This window comes from Bacteroides sp. GM023 (assembly GCF_014750685.1).
GTDB lineage: Bacteria > Bacteroidota > Bacteroidia > Bacteroidales > Bacteroidaceae > Bacteroides.
Genome location: NZ_JAAXGE010000014.1, coordinates 119105 through 138915 on the forward strand (window position 1 = coordinate 119105; position 19811 = coordinate 138915).

Annotated in this window: 14 protein-coding genes; 9 read left to right on the plus strand and 5 right to left on the minus strand. The window is 40.2% G+C overall.

Features of this window, described 5'->3' with window-relative positions:
- Nucleotides 1-12: 12 nt before the first annotated feature.
- On the plus strand, nt 13-1317 hold the full coding sequence (locus tag HC965_RS23090; RefSeq protein ID WP_191033681.1) for a zinc-dependent metalloproteinase lipoprotein: 1305 nt from the start codon (nt 13-15) through the stop codon (nt 1315-1317).
- Between the two features lie 20 nt (nt 1318-1337).
- Here HC965_RS23090 and HC965_RS23095 read toward each other — a convergent pair whose 3' ends face one another.
- The gene (locus HC965_RS23095; RefSeq protein WP_191033682.1) at nt 1338-2021 is read right to left on the minus strand and encodes a tetratricopeptide repeat protein; all 684 of its coding nucleotides are present in this window, start codon (nt 2019-2021) and stop codon (nt 1338-1340) included.
- A gap of 111 nt (nt 2022-2132) precedes the next feature.
- Between HC965_RS23095 and HC965_RS23100 the strand changes: the two genes are divergently transcribed.
- From HC965_RS23100 to pyrH, 3 genes are all read left to right on the plus strand, one after another.
- Nucleotides 2133-3446, plus strand: a complete 1314-nt coding sequence (locus HC965_RS23100) for an MATE family efflux transporter (RefSeq protein ID WP_191033683.1) — start codon at nt 2133-2135, stop codon at nt 3444-3446.
- A gap of 789 nt (nt 3447-4235) precedes the next feature.
- Nucleotides 4236-4622 (plus strand): hypothetical protein, encoded by a 387-nt coding sequence (locus tag HC965_RS23105; RefSeq protein ID WP_223854995.1) that lies wholly within the window; start codon nt 4236-4238, stop codon nt 4620-4622.
- Complete coding sequence (pyrH, locus tag HC965_RS23110) at nt 4595-5305, plus strand: UMP kinase (RefSeq protein ID WP_167959484.1); 711 nt, start codon at nt 4595-4597, stop codon at nt 5303-5305. Before HC965_RS23105 ends, pyrH begins: the two co-directional genes overlap by 28 nt.
- Before the next feature lie 225 nt (nt 5306-5530).
- On the opposite strand, the gene HC965_RS23115 is transcribed toward pyrH, so the two are convergent.
- The 4 genes from HC965_RS23115 to HC965_RS23130 all read right to left on the minus strand — a co-directional run bounded on the left by HC965_RS23115 (nt 5531) and on the right by HC965_RS23130 (nt 11335).
- Nucleotides 5531-6058: a DUF4369 domain-containing protein gene (locus HC965_RS23115; RefSeq protein ID WP_191033684.1), complete on the minus strand. Its 528-nt coding sequence runs from the start codon at nt 6056-6058 to the stop codon at nt 5531-5533.
- A gap of 99 nt (nt 6059-6157) precedes the next feature.
- Nucleotides 6158-7024, minus strand: a complete 867-nt coding sequence (locus tag HC965_RS23120) for a BT1926 family outer membrane beta-barrel protein (RefSeq protein WP_191033685.1) — start codon at nt 7022-7024, stop codon at nt 6158-6160.
- 26 nt (nt 7025-7050) lie between these two features.
- Entirely contained in the window at nt 7051-9993 is a 2943-nt protein-coding gene (locus HC965_RS23125; RefSeq protein WP_191033686.1) for a hypothetical protein, read from the minus strand.
- Nucleotides 9994-10369: 376 nt separating this feature from the next.
- Entirely contained in the window at nt 10370-11335 is a 966-nt protein-coding gene (locus HC965_RS23130) for a site-specific integrase (RefSeq protein ID WP_191033687.1), read from the minus strand.
- Between the two features lie 498 nt (nt 11336-11833).
- On the opposite strand from HC965_RS23130, the gene HC965_RS23135 reads away from it, so the two are divergent.
- The 5 genes from HC965_RS23135 (at nt 11834) to HC965_RS23155 (ending at nt 19693) form a co-directional block, all read left to right on the plus strand.
- The gene (locus HC965_RS23135; RefSeq protein ID WP_191033688.1) at nt 11834-12745 is read left to right on the plus strand and encodes a DMT family transporter; all 912 of its coding nucleotides are present in this window, start codon (nt 11834-11836) and stop codon (nt 12743-12745) included.
- 51 nt (nt 12746-12796) lie between these two features.
- A complete protein-coding gene (frr, locus tag HC965_RS23140; RefSeq protein ID WP_191033689.1) occupies nt 12797-13357 on the plus strand; it encodes a ribosome recycling factor in 561 nt (186 codons plus the stop codon).
- Nucleotides 13358-13375: 18 nt separating this feature from the next.
- Complete coding sequence (gene rsgA, locus HC965_RS23145; RefSeq protein ID WP_191033690.1) at nt 13376-14308, plus strand: ribosome small subunit-dependent GTPase A; 933 nt, start codon at nt 13376-13378, stop codon at nt 14306-14308.
- Between the two features lie 553 nt (nt 14309-14861).
- Nucleotides 14862-18026, plus strand: a complete 3165-nt coding sequence (locus HC965_RS23150; protein WP_191033691.1) for a TonB-dependent receptor — start codon at nt 14862-14864, stop codon at nt 18024-18026.
- Nucleotides 18027-18037: 11 nt separating this feature from the next.
- Nucleotides 18038-19693 (plus strand): RagB/SusD family nutrient uptake outer membrane protein, encoded by a 1656-nt coding sequence (locus tag HC965_RS23155; RefSeq protein WP_191033692.1) that lies wholly within the window; start codon nt 18038-18040, stop codon nt 19691-19693.
- Nucleotides 19694-19811: the final 118 nt, after the last annotated feature.

Here is a 19811-nt window from a genome sequence, read left to right on the forward strand (position 1 = left end):
ACTCTTTCATTTATGAAAACAAGACTAATTTTTCTCCTTCCATTATTATGGGTGCTAATAGGTTGTAGTGATTCAAACTCCGATTCTGCAACTTTGGAGATTTCCCAATCTACATTTGATGGTGTCAGTTCGGAAGGAGCTGCCATAAAAGTATCTATTACATGTAATTCCACATGGAGAACCACTAGCAATCAAAGTTGGTGTATTCCCAACCAACAAAGTTCAAGCAATGATGGAGAACTCGTTTTAACCATACATGCTAACACCACATCAGAGGAAAGAAGTGCCACTGTTACCATCATGGCAAAAAAGACGAATAAAACTATTAAAATAACCCAATCGCCCTCCACTAACATAGCCAGCGAACATCACTACAAATTGCCTGTCATATTCCATGTTCTTTATAAAGACCGTAATGATGAAGATCAATATGTAGCTGAAGGACGTCTTGCCCAAATCATTAATGCGTGTAACTTGATATATAAAAATAAGATATATAAAAACGCAAATAATAATATTAGCCAAGATATGAACCTTGAATTTGTCTTGGCTACTGAAAAGCCGGATGGAAGTCCTTTAGAAGAAGCAGGCGTTGAACGTATAGAATGGGAAACTTCTTCTATGTCTTGCAAGCAATTTATGGATGGTAAAGACAAAAACCAAGCCAAGAAGTATGCAGAAATGTTATGGAATCCTAGAGTCTATATTAATATCTTCATATATACATTCAGTGAGAACAATATTCTAGGAATCGCACACTTACCTTACTGTTTGTCATCATATCCGTTAGACGGTTTAAACAATGGAGATTATTTCTTAAGCCATGAGGTAGAATATCCGCACTGTGTCTCTATCAATAGTAAGTATATTTATATAAATGGTGATAGCCAATATTACTACACAGCCGATGTTTATAATACGCTCGCACATGAATTAGGACACTATCTTGGATTGCACCATGCCTTCTCTGAAGATGGAGATAATACAGATTTGTGTAAGGATACTGATTACTGTACAGACACTCCTACCTATAACATTACTAAATATACAGAATTAATTAACGGTATGGGCGATCTAACCAAGTATCCATTTGCTGAATTGTGTACAAGAACAGATTGTGACGGTGGCACTTTTGTTTCACGCAACATCATGGATTATGCCTATTGTTATTCGGATCAATTTACATTCCAACAACGAAAACGCATCCGCCACGTATTGTCTTATAGCCCTCTTATCCCTGGGGTAAAAGAATACACATCTGCAGATACCCGTTCATTGAGTTGTGACGAACAACCACCAATACAATTCAGATATTAAAACAAAAAGAGGTGAACCGTCTAACGATTCACCTCTTTCTCTATTCTCAATATCTTATCCAATGTCTTTTGAGCTTCTGTCGATGGAAACCGAAGGATTACCTTCTGCAATGAATCCCGTGCTTTCTGATAGCCTGAAGAAAACACTTGGGACAATCCGTCCCGATAGCGGGCATATTGCATCTTTGTCGGTGACGATATTTTCTTGTAGTCGGTATCCAACTTTTTCTTCTCCCTTTCGGCCATCAAATAATAATAATTACCTAAAAAGATATTGGCAGCCAGGTTTTCCGGCTCCAGTTGCAATATTTTCTCGTACATACGCAACCCATCCTTTTCCTGCCCGCGACATACCTGCATTTCTGCACAAGCTTCCAAATAGTCTACATCATTCGGATTCTTTTGCAGTAACTCTTTATAAAATAAATAGGCTTTATCAAAATTCCGATGTTTTTTATAAGCAAGAGCCAACTCAATAGCCAGTTTCGAACTAATCTCGCTGTTCTTGTCCACATTTGTCCAATAGTACATTTCCGTGCGGTCAATATTCAGACTGATCGTCTGCCGGAAATAACTCACAGCTTGCCCGTTCTGCCCTGCTTCGATAGCGGCAGACACTTTCTGCAACATCTCATCGACCGACTGCGCATTCAGCATCAGTGGCAACGAAAACAAAGATAAAAAGAAGATAGTTAAGGCTCTCATAATCCAATATTTGCTATTTAGTTCGTGGCACACAAAGATACAATAAAAAAATAAAAAATGTACCTTTGCGCACAAAAAGAACAATCAATTTGATAAAAGTGTTTCTATAAAATGATAGATAAAAAACAAACCTCTGAAAACAGACGAATATTACAGATTGCCATACCATCGATTATATCCAATATAACCGTTCCGTTACTGGGACTTATTGATGTCACTATCGTAGGTCACCTCGGTTCTCCGGCTTACATCGGAGCCATTGCCGTAGGGGGAATGTTGTTCAATATTATCTATTGGATTTTCGGTTTCCTGCGCATGGGAACCAGTGGCATGACTTCGCAGGCTTACGGTCAGCACGATCTTAATGAAATCACCCGGCTGCTATTGCGTTCTGTCGGCGTGGGATTATTAATCGCCTTCTGTCTGCTGATACTTCAATATCCTATCTTGAAACTGGCATTTACATTTATACAAACGACACCGGAAGTCGAGCAACTGGCAACGACCTATTTCTACATTTGCATTTGGGGAGCTCCCGCCACATTAGGACTTTATGGATTTGCAGGCTGGTTCATCGGAATGCAGAATTCACGTTTCCCGATGTATATCGCTATTACGCAAAACATTGTCAATATTGTAGCCAGTCTCTGTTTTGTCTATTTATTGGATATGGAAGTGGCAGGTGTAGCTTTGGGAACCCTCATCGCCCAATATGCAGGTTTCTTCATGGCTATTCTGTTATACCTACGCTATTATCATACACTTAGAAAACGAATTGTATGGAAAGATATTTGGCAGAAGAAGGCTATGTATCGTTTCTTTCAGGTAAACCGTGACATCTTTTTCCGTACGCTTTGCCTTGTCATAGTCACCATGTTCTTCACTTCAGCCGGAGCTGCACAAGGAGAAGTTGTTTTAGCGGTCAATACGTTACTGATGCAATTATTTACTCTCTTTTCTTATATCATGGATGGCTTTGCCTATGCCGGCGAAGCATTGGCAGGACGTTATATAGGAGCTAAAAACCAAGCTGGGCTGCGCAGCACAGTGCGCCACCTTTTCTATTGGGGATTTGGACTTTCGTTGGTATTCACTATTTTATATTCAGTTGGTGGAAAAGAATTCCTGGGATTGCTGACTAACGATGCTTCAGTAATCAATGCGTCGGACTCCTATTTCTATTGGGCACTTATCATTCCGTTAGCCGGTTTTTCTGCTTTCTTGTGGGATGGAGTATTTATCGGCGCCACCGCTACGCGTCAGATGCTTTACTCGATGCTAGTTGCTTCCGCCAGCTTCTTCGGGATATATTATGCATTTCATTCTCTTTTGGGAAATCATGCTTTATGGTTGGCGTTTCTTGTTTATCTTTCCTTAAGAGGAATCGTACAAACTTTCCTGGGAAGGCAAATAATGAAAAAGTAATCGCATCCCGTAACCCAAGTTTTAAAGTGGTCGAATTTGACCACTTTAGTAATGCTTAAAAAATAACTTGGGACACATTGAGATTATTTGTTATACTTTAAACGGTCACTTTTTATACACTTCGGTATGGTAATGAATCATAAGTTCCACCGGTTTCACCTTATAGTTAAAACACCGATGAATAGAGTGAAAGCGGGTGAAAGCAATGGCTAAATTTAGGTGAAAACTACCCTATTCGCTTTCACCTTGTTTTCTTAAAATATCCCTTGAGCTAAAACGAATATGGTTATAGCTAATCCGGATATGATTATAGCTAATCGAAATATGCTAATAGCAAATCCGCTGTCAAGTGTTAATAGTTTGGGTATCAGGTATTAACAGTTTGGGTATCAGGTATTAATAGTCTGGCTATCAAGTATTAACAGTTGAATCATTGAAGCTATATACCCAGCGTATTGGAGCTATATCTCCATCATGCTGAATCTATATGTCCAACACGGTGGGGCTATATGTCCAACAACCGGTATAAATAAATTCAATAGGTGAAAGCGATTACGGAGGATTTCACCTTATTTATTCACTTGCTTTCACCCGCTTTCACCTTATTCATAGGTGTTTCAACTATAAGGTGAAATTGATGGAACCAATGATTTAAAAGTTCGTGTTACTTATGCGAATCAATAATAAAAAAACAAACGATTCTTGTTTTTGTTAAGATACGGTTTTGCATACGTTAATAAAAACATTGAGTTGGAAGATACGAAGGTGACAAGTTGGAGCGTATATTGAATGATGCGAAAGATATTACCGGGACTTCGAGGCTTTTCCGCAGAAAGTCTTAAGAAAATGAGATTGTTCTATGAAGGATGGATGATGCTGGAAAATGGTTCGTCTATTTCTGGAGATGATAATTCGGTAATTGCAATTACCGAAACAGGCGAGATTGACATTTATCACGCTATGGTCATTCCTAATACGGCAGATTTTCCTGCAACAGAATTCCTAGCAGTTCCGTTTACACACCATTCGAGAATTCTGAGCAAAACAAAGACTTTATTAATAAGCCATTCGGTGCCATTTCTCCCTTTTCATTCGTTTATTCCAGAGATTTTCCGTAAGTTTGCGGCAAACAATAAAAAGCAAAAGATATGGCTAAGTATAAAAGAATCTTACTAAAGCTCAGCGGAGAGAGCTTGATGGGCGAGAAACAATATGGTATTGATGAAAAAAGACTGGCAGAATATGCAGAGCAAATCAAGGAAATCCACGGACAAGGCGTACAGATAGGTATCGTTATCGGTGGCGGAAATATCTTCCGTGGATTGAGTGGCGCCAATAAAGGTTTTGACCGTGTGAAAGGTGACCAAATGGGAATGTTGGCTACTGTTATTAATAGCCTTGCCCTAAGTTCGGCCCTTGTAGCTACCGGAGTGAAAGCCCGTGTATTGACGGCAGTCCGCATGGAGCCTATCGGTGAATTTTATAGCAAATGGAAAGCTATCGAATGTATGGAAAACGGTGAGGTTGTCATCATGTCCGCAGGAACAGGAAACCCTTTCTTTACTACAGATACAGGTTCTTCACTAAGAGGAATAGAAATCGAAGCTGACGTAATGCTGAAAGGAACCCGTGTAGATGGCATTTATACCGCCGATCCGGAAAAAGATCCTACTGCAACTAAATTTGATGACATCACTTATGATGAAGTACTGAAACGCGGTTTGAAAGTTATGGATTTGACAGCCACTTGTATGTGCAAGGAGAATAATTTGCCTATCGTCGTATTTGATATGGATACGGTAGGTAATTTAAAGAAAGTAATCAGTGGAGAAGAAATAGGTACTTTGGTACATAACTAAATTATAAAAAAGGACGTTCCCGGGAAATAAGGGAATTTAGTATTCAGGAACGTCCTTGAAAACATAACACTACAAAACACGGACTTTCACAAGGGCATATTTTGTTTCTCTTTATGATATTTCCATCCTATAAGTAATAATATTATTGATGAGAAATATCGGGAGAAGTTATTGTTCTTCGTGGGAAATTTTGTTTCCTTCTGAAAAAGGGGCAATATGATTGTATTATAGCGATGAGCGGTAGGCAGTCCGTATATATTCTCCTATCGCATTATCGTTATTGATTTCTATAAATTTCTTCAGCAAATCCGAAAATCCGGTTTTTATTTGTTCTGCATTTTTGTCCGTGCAAGTTGCGGAATATTCGTCAACAGCCATCAGGAAATCCTGCATACGTTCATTAAGCATCGTTCCTTTCGTAAAGACAATATCGGAAATACCAGCTTGGATAGTTCCGTTTTCCAAAACGACAGGAAGACGATATTCAAGTCCCGGACGACGGGTAGAAATGGAAAGTATCTTCACTATCGGCGAGACAATCGTTGCCGTGTCGGCAAAGACAAACTTTCCGTTTATTATCTGTGCACTATCTACGGGTAGATCGGTACAAGCATCTTTCATATAGACCTTTTTACCTTCAAATTCAGGTAGGGATGCTGTACCGTCAATCTCATATCCTTTCAGTTGATGACCGGAACAGGCTCCTCCCAACAACCCTATACCTAAGAGATAAAATAATATTTTTTTGCTCATTGAGTTATTTATTCTTCATCAATGAAAAAGAAAGCCGTCCGCCAATACCAGCAGAGCGGCTCTCTCTTTTCATTTATACATTTGTATAATCATTTATCCTTAGAATCTGAAACCCAGTTTCACCACAGGCATTTCGAAAACCTTGATGTTGTGGTGACCGGCATTATATTTATCAAACCCTTTCGGACAAATCTGTATCAAGTCATAGCGGTAAGCCAGCGGATGCATTTCGAAACCGAAAATAAAACCTTTGGCAATACTATACTCGATGCCTGCTACGGCAGCTACTTTGAAACCGTACATCTGACCGGCTTTACTACCGGAAGTGAACACTTGAGCAGGAAGTTCTTCCGACTCGTCACTATCCTTATAGGTGTCTCCGGTATAAGGTTCGGTAGTTTCAATGCGTGCCATCTGGAAGCCAAGTGCGCCTCCGATATATGGATGAATACGTTCGTTGCGCGTCTTGAAATAATAGTTGGAACCGACAGACATATACCAATTATTGGTCATCTGCGCATTGATATAACTTTGCGCCGGGATAATCATGTCGGGTACACTGTTGTCTCCTTCCACATAGTCTTTCTTGGGAGTCAGGCTGACATTCATGCTGAACTGGAAGTTTACATCCCAGTTGTCAGACAGAAAGTATTTACCTTCCACACCTGCAATATTGACAAGACTATTATTGTTCAGACTACCGATATTCAGGTAGCGGTCCAGGTCGCCGGAGTTGTCCGTTCCTCCATTTGGAAGTCCGATTACTCCTTCGGTATTGGTAAACTTGGGTAGTAGATAAGAGGTGTTCTCATTGAAGAACTTTCCACTGCCAAGCATCACCGAAACCTGCCACTGCCCTTTCTTCGGGGCAAACGACGCATCATCACTGCTGCTGTAGCGCTGCGCCAATGAAGGCGCAGCAGTCATACAGGTCAGCAAAAGTAATGTGCATAGTTTTTTTATCATCTTGTTACTTTTACGTAGTTAGAGAATTATTTGGTCAAAGCAGCAAGCAAAGCTTCCAGTTGAGCAAATGCCATCTTATAAACAGATTGTGATTTATCATATTCAGCTTGTGCAGAATCTAAAGCCATTTTTGCATTTTTAGTTACATAAGCCAATGTATAATCACCTGCGATGAAAAGGTCTTTTTCCGTTTTTTTAACTTTAACTACTTGTTTAGCGTCTTCAACATCTGTTGCGGCTCCAGCCACTTCTGCCTTCCAGTAATTTATGATTTCAGCAACAGATTCTCCAACAGCAGCTCCGGTAGTACCAACCTTTCCAATATTTTCAATTTGGGTATCAACAACGCCGACCAACGCTTCTATATCTATCACCAAATCTTTACATTTTTGAATTTCCGCTTCTACTTCTTTAGTTAATGCTTCCTTATCTTCTGTAGCTTGTTTCTTTTCTGCCACGGCTTTATAATAAGCGATACGAGCTTCATTTGCTTTATCAACATACTCCTGTATCTTCACTGAATTTGCCTGAATTTCTGCCTGAAGTTTAGTACGGACATCTTTCAGCTGCTTATTCAATGCTGTAAGCAAAGGCTCAACATCAGATAAGTTAGTATAATAATCAACCTTGTCCTTTGCAGCTACAACTACACCTAACTGTCCATAATCACCATAACTACCATTATTCTCCAACTTAGTATTAGGATGCTCTTTATAATAGCTACGAACCATATCTTCTGTCACTTCGGTAAGTCTTGCTGATTCTCCTGTTGTAGGAATAATATTACCAAATGCATAATATGAAGCTTTAGTTAAGTCATTTTCCATAGCAGTATCGTCTTTCAGCTTGGTTTCCGTCAGCTTACCATAGTCATTATCTTTTCCATCTACAGAAATCTTCTTACCTAAAATCTTATAAGTAATTTTTTGCGTAGTTGCATCCGTTTCTTTTTTATAAAATCCACTAGTGTTATTGGTCAAGTCAGAAATACTTAAATTATTCACAACAATCTGTGTGTAAGGGTAACTAGCAAGAACCTTAAAAGAAGATATTGCAATGTCCAACGGTGACAAAGTACTCTGTACTTTAATATTTGCAGCTGTAATCTTATCATCTTTCAACGATTTTACAGCAGCCAATGCTGCAATGCTAGCATTACTTTCTATAGTTGCTTTATTAGCTGTATAATTTTTAGTCACTTCATCAGAGATTGCACCTTCACCCGGAATACCTACACCACTATTCAAGTTGGTAAGTACAAGTTTGGCTGTACTGATTTTTTGGTCAATAGTAGGGCTAGCACCAACGAACGAATTATATGCAGTACGCAAATTGTCTTTAGCATCAATAACCGCCCACATCAGCTCGAATTCTACATTCTTTTTCTCATCAGCTTTCCACTTATCAATTGAAGTATTATAAGCAGCATCATACTTAGTTTTATAGTCTGTATTAAATGCTTTTATAGCAGCATCTAATGCATCATAATTTGTATTATAAGTATCAACAGACTTCTTCAAGTCCCAATCCGTTCCCTGAGAAGTTTTTCCCTTTTGAGGAACAGCAGTAATCTCTCCGTCTTTATATGCTTTAACGATAATATTCCAATCAGCTTTTAAGTCGTCTAAGTCTGCTTCTTTCGCCTTAAGTACTTTTTTAGCTTTTTCTAAAGCTATCTTAGACCATTCGGTACCATTATCATCAATTGAATATTCATCACCAAGTGCTTTAATCCAAGAATCGACAGCATATAATGATTTAGCAGCAGCAGCAGTAGTAGCCTGCAAACTATCTTCCATAGCTAAATCTGCCAAATAATTTTCCTGACTATACGTCCCCCCATTGTAAATGAATTGACCCTTAGCGGTGTCATATCTGCCACCTACAGCACTTGCAAACGGATTTACTTTTCCAAAAAGTGTAATCAATTCTTTATTAATAGGTTCCGACTCATATTTTTTAATAGAAAGTGTAGTAACAGTTCCACGAATAGCAGTACCTGCCATAGCATATATCGAGTCATTATGAGCAACGTCATAAGCTGTCTTTGTTTCAGTTTCAAGCGTAGCTTTCTCTCCTTCAAGTTTCTCAGCCTTTTTATATTCAGGTGAATTTAACTTCTCCTGTTTTTTCAATTCAGCTTTCTGTTGTTCGCTCTTATACTGATCAATCTGTTTTTTATAGTCTGCTTTCTTTACATCCCATTCAGCAGCACCAAAATCTTTACTTTCTACAAAAGCCAAAATCTCTGTATTTTTTTGCAGACTGATTTCAGCCTTCTCAACATCAACTTGAGCTTCTGCCAATTGTGCCTCCAATTGTCCTAATGTAGGCATTTTAGGATCAGTCAAAGCATTAAAATAAGCAGTTTGAGCATTTTTTAAGGCATTATACTTACCATTCATTGTACTAGTTGCAGAAGCTAAGAACTCTTGCGCAGCTTGAACCTGTCGCTGTTCTTTATCACTTAATGTCAACTTGGCAAGTTCAATCTCTTCCATAGCTATATCATAAGAAGCCTGAGCTCTTGCTGTTGCTTCCTGAGCTGCCAGCATATCCTCTTTAAATTTCTCTGCAGCCAAAGCCATGTTGTTTTCTGCATCGGCTTTTCTTTTATTCGATTCAGCTATTTCTGCTTCAATTCTTGCTTTTTCTGCTTCATTCGTAGCCTGTTCCAACTCAACTTTAAGCTCCTTCAGCTTCACTTCCAATGCTTGCAACTGATTGTCATACTCTGCTTTCTGATTAGCAAGTTCCTGTGCTTTGTTCAGTAACTCCTGATTAGCAACCTTTGCTTTCTGCATTTCAACTTCCACTAATTCTACTGCAGCCTGTGCCTTAATCAACTCAGACTTCGCCCCCCTCAGATTGGTGATGCCTTCCGGTTCATCGGTGTCAATACATCCTGTGAATGTAGCTGTCGTACCTGCCATAAGCAAGGCTGCGACTAAATACGTCCATTTTCTCATAAAAGTAAATTAAATGTTATACAATTAATAAATAAAAAATTTGGTTCTATTATTCATAGTTCTTTTTCGTATTAATAGTTCTACTCCCGTTACTTTGTAGGTAACGGGAAAACACATTTATCCCCAACAGTAGCGTCTGTAGGGTATACTTAATAAATAAGGAATGGAAATAATTTAACCCCTGCTTCTGACAAGCGGCAGAGGGGAGGGAAACATTTTGCAATATTTAGAAGTTAATAAAGCCCTAATACAAAGAATCCACGTGTTTTATCCGTCTTAGTTCCGTTTTTGAGTGGTTTATTAGAAAAAATGTTTGATTTCGTTTGGTTGTTTTAAGAAATATGCTCATATTTGCACCGATATTTATTCCCGTTACCTACAAAGTAACAGTTCTATTATTCAGCGACTTACCTATTTTATATAAATTTCCCAGTGAAGAAATTACTTTTACATTTGCTTCATCAATCTTCTTATTTTTGAAAGGTTTCAGATAGGTTTCTGTCACAGTGATAGACGAATGTCCCATTGCCTCTGAAATAACACCTGGATGCACTTCGCAATAATAAGCCATTGTAGCCCATGTATGCCGGGCGGTATACGAACTTATATCTGCATTCAACCCAAGCACCTCTTTTAAAATAGTTAACTGATAATTAAAGTTTCGCAATGCCAGCTGATATTCCTTGTATGCGGCTTCCGATCCTTCAGCACTGGTAATTAATGAGAAAAGATAAGGAGAGGAAGAATCTGTATTCATATACTGTTCTATCAGCTTCATGGCTTCCGGCGTAAGGGTTACGGTCAGTAAACGACCAGTTTTTCTACGGCGATAAGTCAAGACGTTCCCATCAATATCATGCTTTTTCAAATAAGCAAGATCAACAAACGGCATACCGCGAAGCAAAAACATTAAAAAGAACAGCGCACGCGTACGCTGCAAGTCGCTATTTTCCGAATAGTTTCCTACAGGAATCTTTGCCATCAACAACCCCATATCCTCCTTTTCCAATGCACGCTTACGGTCGGCACGCGTTCCTGTATAGACATAGCGGAAATGATGTGGCACATAAGGAGCCAAATGTCGATCAACCGCACGATTATACACAGCACGCAATGTACGCAAGTAAGTAGACACGGTATTCCAACTGCAATTCTTCTCTCGCAAATACGACTCGTATTTCTTAAGAAAAGCCTGTGTTACTTTCCGAAAAGAAAGATTCCCACTACCATTGAATGCAATAACAGCATTCATACTGCTCCTATAAATGTGAGCAGTACCAAAATTCCCACTCTTTTGTAGCCCATCGGCTACTTCTTTCATAAAAGAAATAAAGTTCCCCATATTTTTTATTAATGACGGGGAGAAGTATTTTAAAAAGCCACATGATAAATTGGCTTTTATAATACTCTCCCCTGTTTATTAGTTCAAGACAAATATAGCGATATATTTGTTTTAAAGAAAAAAACAAGCAACCTGAAATCTCTAGCAAGCCGACACTAACTAAGAATGACTTTTTCTCGCATATAGTTATCTTCTACCTGTCTGAAAATTATCCTTCCGGCGACATACTTTTAATCGCCTGTTCGTATAAAATTAATCGTCTGACAGCTGTTATTCTTTCGTCTGACAGTTGTTATCTTTTCGTCTGACAGCTGTCAGACGAAAAGTCAACAGCTGTCAGACGATTAATTTTATATAGACAACCCGATTAATTCTATGCAGGCGAAACAATAGTTTTTAGCATACGAAAGATTAAATTATACTATCAACGCCCTAAACACTTGTTTATCATTAACTAACTGCGTACTTTTGCACGCCATTTTAAAAGAGCTAAAAACAATGACCAACAAGACCAAAGGTTTTCTCCATGGAGCCATTGCCGCTGCAAGCTACGGCATGAATCCACTTTTTGCACTTCCGCTCTATGCAGCCGGTATGAGTGTCGATACGGTTTTATTCTATCGTTACTTCTTTGCCGCCATAGTACTGGCCGTTTTGATGAAGATACAACGCCAGTCTTTTGCTCTCCGAAAGGCGGATATTCTGCCATTAGTCATCATGGGATTGTTGTTCTCTTTTTCATCACTGCTGCTGTTTATGAGTTACAACTATATGGACGCCGGAATTGCTTCTACCATTCTGTTTGTCTATCCGGTGATGGTAGCTGTCATTATGGGAGCGTTTTTCAAGGAGAAGATTTCCGCGATTACCGTTTTCTCGATCCTGTTGGCACTCTCGGGCATCGCTTTGCTTTATCAGGGAGACGGTGGCAAACCGCTGTCTACCATAGGTATAATCTTTGTGCTGTTGTCCTCACTCTCCTATGCTATATATATAGTAGGTGTAAACCGTTCGACATTGAAAAACTTGCCGACAACAAAACTTACGTTTTATGCTATCCTGTTCGGACTCTCGGTTTATATCGTCCGCCTGAACTTTTGTACGGAACTGCAAGTTATTCCATCCGCCTGGCTTTGGGCGGACGTACTGACACTGGCTATTCTGCCTACTGCCGTATCACTGGTCTGTACAGCCCTGGCCATCCATTACATAGGCTCCACACCAACGGCTATTTTAGGAGCTTTGGAACCTGTGACAGCTTTGTTTTTCGGAGTTCTTTTGTTTAACGAAAAAATTACGCCCCGGCTAATGGTAGGTATTTTAATGATTATCACTGCTGTTACCCTGATTATCATAGGAAAGTCGCTCATAAAAAAGATGGGAATGCTGTTGCAGATGAACAAAAAATAATATACTTTTGCTAATTAATCAATCGAATAGCAACTTTAATTATCGAAAAATATGGTAGACGTAAAGACTTGCCTTGACAATGCACAAGAAAAAATGGATATGGCCATCATGTATCTGGAAGAAGCACTGGCACATATCCGCGCCGGAAAAGCGAGTACCCGACTGTTGGACGGTATCCGTGTAGACTCTTACGGAAGCATGGTTCCTATCAGCAATGTAGCAGCCCTGACTACTCCCGATGCACGCAGCATCACCATCAAACCTTGGGATAAAGGTATGTTCCGTATCATCGAAAAAGCAATTATCGACTCCGATCTCGGCATCATGCCCGAAAACAACGGTGAAGTAATCCGTATCGGCATCCCTCCTCTGACAGAAGAACGCCGTAAACAACTGGCAAAACAGTGTAAAGCCGAAGGCGAAACTGCTAAAGTAAGTGTACGCAACGCCCGCCGTGATGGTATCGATGTACTGAAGAAAGCCGTTAAAGATGGATTGGCAGAAGACGAGCAGAAGAACGCGGAAGCCAAACTTCAAAAAATCCATGATAAGTATATCAAACAGATTGATGATATGCTGGCTGAAAAGGACAAAGAAATCATGACTGTCTAAAAAAATAAGGAGAGAAGCGTGCACGGATTAGTAATCAAAAACACAGGTAGCTGGTATCAGGTAAAGACCGATGACGGACAATTTGTTGAATGTAAAATCAAAGGTAATTTCCGACTCAAAGGGATTCGTAGTACCAACCCGGTAGCGGTGGGCGATCGTGTTCAGATTATACTCAATCAGGAAGGCACGGCTTTTATCAATGAAATAGAAGATAGGAAGAACTACATCGTACGTCGTTCTTCCAATCTTTCCAAACAATCTCATATTCTTGCTGCCAATCTCGATCAATGTATGCTGGTGGCAACCGTCAACTATCCCGAAACTTCCACTATCTTCATCGACCGTTTTCTGGCATCGGCAGAAGCCTACCGGGTTCCTGTCAAACTGGTGTTTAACAAGGTGGATGCGTACAACGAAGACGAACTTCGCTATCTGGACGCACTAATCAATCTATACACACATATCGGATACCCCTGTTTCAAGGTTTCCGCAAAGAATGGTGACGGGGTAGACGAAATCAAAAAGGCTCTGGAAGGTCAGATTACTTTATTCGCCGGTCATTCGGGAGTAGGAAAATCTACGCTTATCAATGCCATACTGCCGGGAATAGAAACAAAAACCGGTGAAATTTCTTCTTATCATAATAAGGGAATGCATACCACCACTTTCTCTGAAATGTTTCCCGTAGACGGAAACGGATATATCATTGATACACCGGGTGTCAAAGGCTTTGGGACATTCGATATGGAAGAGGAGGAAATCGGACATTACTTCCCCGAAATATTCAAGATTTCTGCTGACTGCAAATACAATAACTGCACCCATCGTCACGAACCGGGATGTGCTGTGCGCAAGGCAGTAGAAGAACATTTAATCAGCGAATCACGCTACACTTCTTATCTGAATATGCTGGAAGATAAAGAGGAAGGCAAATATCGGTCTGCATACTAATCTTTTTTACTACATATTATCTTTCAATCAAGGAAATATATTCCATGATCGCTTTTCATACCCTATCAAAATGAATTCCTGATATTTTACTTTTAGAAGAAAAACCTGAATATTGCTCTACGGTATACTCAAAGAGTAGAAACACTTAGAAAAACATATACAAGTACTAACAGTACTTGGTCATTATTTCATCGTCTGCTATCAATAAAAAAATGTATAACGTACTATAAGACACAAATAGCTTTACACTTTACATAAATTTGGCGTTTATTCTACTTTTAAATACCATAACGGAACAAAAGTATATATTCTTTTTGCAAAAAGCAATAGAAATATGTCTTTTTTTTATGAATTCTGCATTTACACCAAGCCTCAAAGTAAAATATATATACCAATATCCTCCCAAGCAACCAGTTTATTATAAATAAGATTACAAACTCTTCATAACTATACCAAGTACTGTTAGGACTTAGTGGATACAAGCAATCAGACATAAAGTAAAAAAAAAAGTTTAGATAAGCGAACCTGAATGTCAACTAAAAATTTAATTATTATGAAGAAAATCACGAGACAAGTCTCTATGTTTTTAGTAATAGGTGTATTGGGGCTTCCCGCCACCTTACAAGCTAAAACCGAGATGGAAGTTTCAAGCCCGGAAATGGTGCAAGAGAGAGTATCAGGAACAGTCACAGATGCTTCTGGACCCGTAATCGGGGCAACAGTCATGCAAAAAGGTACGACAAACGGTACCATTACCGACATGGATGGTAAGTTCTCCCTGGATGGAGTAAAAAAAGGAGATGTCATCCAAATTACTTATATCGGATACATCATGCAAGAGATTACTTACACAGGAAAAACAATCCAAGTAAAGTTGGTGGAAGACAGTAAGAAGCTGGATGAAGTAGTCGTTGTAGGTTATGCTACAGTTAAGAAGGCCAACCTAACAGGTGCCGTTTCTGCCGTAGACAGCAAAGTGTTGGAAGATCGCCCGATTATTAACCTCGGACAAGGTTTACAGGGAACGATCCCCAACCTGAATATCACTACCAGCGGACAGCCTGGCAAAGGGTCTACCTACAATGTCCGCGGCGAAACATCCATCAATGGTGGCAGCCCGCTAGTATTAGTAGATGGAGTAGAAATGGATCCTAATCTGATTAATCCTCAGGACGTTGCCAGCGTATCTGTATTGAAAGACGCTGCTTCCGCTTCTATCTATGGAGCACGTGCCGCTTATGGCGTAATCTTGATTACTACCAAAACCGGTAAAAAAAATATGCCGACCCAAGTATCGCTCGATGCTTCCATATCATTCAACAGTCCGACCACACGTCCCAGCTACATGAACTCTATGGAATATGCAAACTGGATGAACGCAGCCAACAACTTGACTAACGGTCGTGACCTCTTCAGTCCTGACGAAATGGAACATATCACTGCTTATTTCAATGATCCTGCGAATAATTCTCCGGTATTCGTCACTAACGACCCGAACAGTTGGCAATATGGGAACTGCCAGGCAGGCAAGTATGCCTATTGCGGCAACACAGACTGGATGAAAGAAATGTATAAGAAAAGTTATCCATTACAGCAATATAATGTGAACATCAGTGGCGGTAGTGATAAAGCCACTTACTATACTTCAGTAGGATATACCGACCAAGGTTCACTGCTGCGTTACGGCGACGAAGGATTCCGCAAATTCAACATGGTGAATAACATCAATTACGACATCAACAACTGGCTGAATGTATCTATGAAAACGAGCTACATCCGTACAGAATTGTCGGGTATTGTGCAAGACGGTGTACATGGTGAAGCCTGGATTGGTAACGATACCCAACCTCTAATGCCCGTAAAACATCCCGACGGCAACTGGGCCGGACAGGGGAACTATACTAATTTTGCAGCCGTATTGGACGAAATGGGTTCTCGCAAAACGACTAAAAACGATTTTTGGAATACACTGGCATTAAAATTGACACCACTGAAAGGCATGACCATCAATATGGACTATACCTTCAACTATTATGCCGAACATAATAAAAACCACATCAAATCCTTTAATGAATATGGAATAGATGGGAATTTCCTGCAAGTGTTCCAATATTCCAAACCGAATAGTGTATATGAAGGACAAAACAACGACACTTACAATGCCTTCAACTTCTTCGGCGACTATGAACGTACTTTCGGCAAACACTATTTTAAAGTAATGGCAGGTTATAACCAGGAAACCAAGCATACACGCAGTTTATATGCCCAGCGCGAGAACTTAATATCAAACGATCTCCCTTCCATGGGTTCAGCCACAGGCGAAAAATATGTCGGTAACTCTGATGATAGTTGGGCAACACGAAGCGGTTTCTTTCGTGTCAACTATACATATGCAGACCGTTACTTACTGGAACTGAACGGACGTTATGACCTTTCTTCTAAATTCCCCAAAGACGACCGTGCCGTATTCAACCCTTCTTTCTCAGTAGGTTGGAAACTTTCAGAAGAAAGCTGGTTCAAGAATCCGACTAATGGCTTCTTTGACGAATTGAAAATCAGAGGTTCATATGGTAGTCTCGCCAATCAGGCGCTGGACAATGGTTGGCACTCTTATCTATCCACTTACGGAACCGGAACAATGAGCTATATTATGGGAGGTGCACAGAATCAATATGTATCTCCCGGTGGTTTGGTAAGTACTTCCATCACTTGGGAAAAAGTTACCCAATGGGACTTAGGTCTTGATTTCGCTATCCTGAATAACCGCCTGCAAGGAACTTTCGACTATTACCAACGTTCTACCACAGGTATGCTGGGTGCCGGTAAAGTACTGCCTAGCGTTCTTGGAACAAGTGAACCGGAAGAAAATGCAGCAGACATGGTAACCAGAGGTTGGGAACTTTCCCTCTCTTGGAATGACAGGCTGGAGAACGGTTTCCACTATAGCGCAAGCTTCAACCTGTCTGATACACAAGCTGAAATCACCAAGTTCGACAACCCGACGAAATCTCTCTCCAGTTCCTATTATGAAGGTCAGATATTGGGTGACATTTGGGGATATGAATCTGCCTTGTTCCAATCGCAAGCTGAAATTGACGCAGCTCCTGACCAGTCACAATTAGACGGTGGCATTAAAAAAGTGCCGGGAGATATCAAATTTATTAATTTAAATGGTGATAATGTAGTAGATAACGGTGAAAATACGGTAGACAATCCCGGTGATATGAAAATTATCGGCAACAACAAAGCACATTTCCGTTATGGTTTCAATGTCTCGGCTGACTGGAAAGGGTTCGACATCGGTATCTTCTTCCAAGGTGTAGGCAAACGTGACCTAATGCTACCTGCTACATTCAAATGGCAGTATGGCAGTCAGTGGCAAGTTCCGGTAGCCACAGCTCAAGACTACTGGCGTGAAGACAATACAAGTGCGTATTACCCTGTTGCACGCTTCAATGGCGGTAAAGCTCTTGGACAAAATCAGACACGCTATTTACTAAATGCTGCCTATCTCCGCTTGAAATCATTATCAGTAGGCTATACCTTGCCGCAAGCATTGACACAACAATGGGGGATTCAGAAATGCCGTATTTACTTTAGTGGTGAAAATCTGTTGACATTCAAACATACCCCCGAAGGATTCGATCCCGAGTTGGACAATCCATATAAGTATCCGCAGCAGAAATCATTGTCCGTTGGTATTAATGTCACATTTTAATCTTAAAACTTATGAAACTAAAATATATGATTTATATGACTACAGCCTTGTTGACGACAGGTTGTAATGATGCCTTTCTCGAAAGGGCTCCTCAAAGCCTGAACGATCAGACTTTCTGGTCTACTGCAAACGACCTCAAAACATACGCTAATGGTTTTTACGGCCTGATACCCGCCGGGGTTAGCAATCTGGATGATACAAACAGCGACACACAAGTTCCAAATAGCATCAACACTTTCTTGTGGGGACAATATACGGTACCTACGGAAGGGGGAGCGTGGAGTCAGTCCAATTGGTCGACCATACGAAATCTCAACTACTTCATGACCCACTATCAGAATGCACAAGGCACTGAGGCTGAAATCAACATATATGTGGGTGAGATACGTTTTTTCCGTGCCTTGCAATATTTTGACAAAATAAAGACTTTGGGAGATGTGCCTTGGTTGGATAAGGATTTGAACGTAGACAGTGAAGAGCTTTATGGTCCGAAGATGGCACGCAATGAAGTTGCCAAAAAAATTATTGAAGACCTCGACTTCGCTATCCAATGGCTTCCGGATGCCGGTAGTGAAGAAGCGAACCGCTTGAACAAAGACATTGCCCGCCATGTGAAAGCCCGCGTTTGTCTGCACGAAGGTACTTATTACAAATATCATACAGAACTGAATTATGCAAGTGAAGCCGATGGCTTGTTACAGCAGGCGGTTGCAGCATCCAATGCTCTTATCGAGCCCGGAAAATATGAAATATATAACACTGGTCATCCCGAAAGCGACTATCACAACCTTTTCACTATGGATGATAAAAGTAATCTGAAAGAAGCCATTCTTTATATTGATTATATAGAAGACAAACGTATGCACAATATGAGTCACGGCACTCTGGAAGCTTATGCCGGATTCTCAAAGGACTTTGTAGACTGTATCTTATATGATGACGGACTGCCTAAAGGAGTAACTACCCAACCTGCAACTGACAATACCATTGCAGAAGAAATGACAGGACGTGATCCACGTTTCTCCCAACTCATAAAAAATGATGCTTACTTGACAGACGAAGAGAAGGAAAAAGCAAATTATGATGATAACTATGTGGACAAATTCCACTTGACCGGCTATCACACTATCAAGGGTTATATCCCGAATTTGCCATCAGGTTATTTTGTAGAATTTACAGACGGTATTGCCTATCGCTATGCAGAAACATTATTAATCAACGCCGAAGCCAAAGCTGAACTTAAAACATTGACACAAGACGATTTAGATAAGACCATTAATGAATTACGTGACCGCGCAGGAATGCCGCACCTGAAAATGACGGTAGGATTTACAGATCCCAACTGGCCTGACTACGGATACACTCTTTCACCCGTATTGCAGGAAATACGCCGTGAACGCCGTGTAGAACTGGCAGGAGAAGGTTTCCGTTTCGATGACTTATGCCGTTGGAAAGCCGGACATTTGCTGGACAATGTAATGACATATGTCGGAAAGAAACTATCCAACGGAAAATATGCTATCGTATATCCGAACTATACCAATGATGATCTCTCCTATCAAGAAGGAAAAAGCCGCAAATGGGATGATAAGATGTATCTTTATCCAATAGCCACAGGTGAATTGCAACGCAACCCCCAATTATTGCCGCAAAACCCGGGATGGTAATAACTTAACACAATACCCCCGATTGTTTTTTAGTTAATAATACGGCGGTAGATTCCTTTTTATCCGAGCCCGGCATAGTGCCGGGCTCTTTTTGATATAATCAATTTTCATTTCTTTA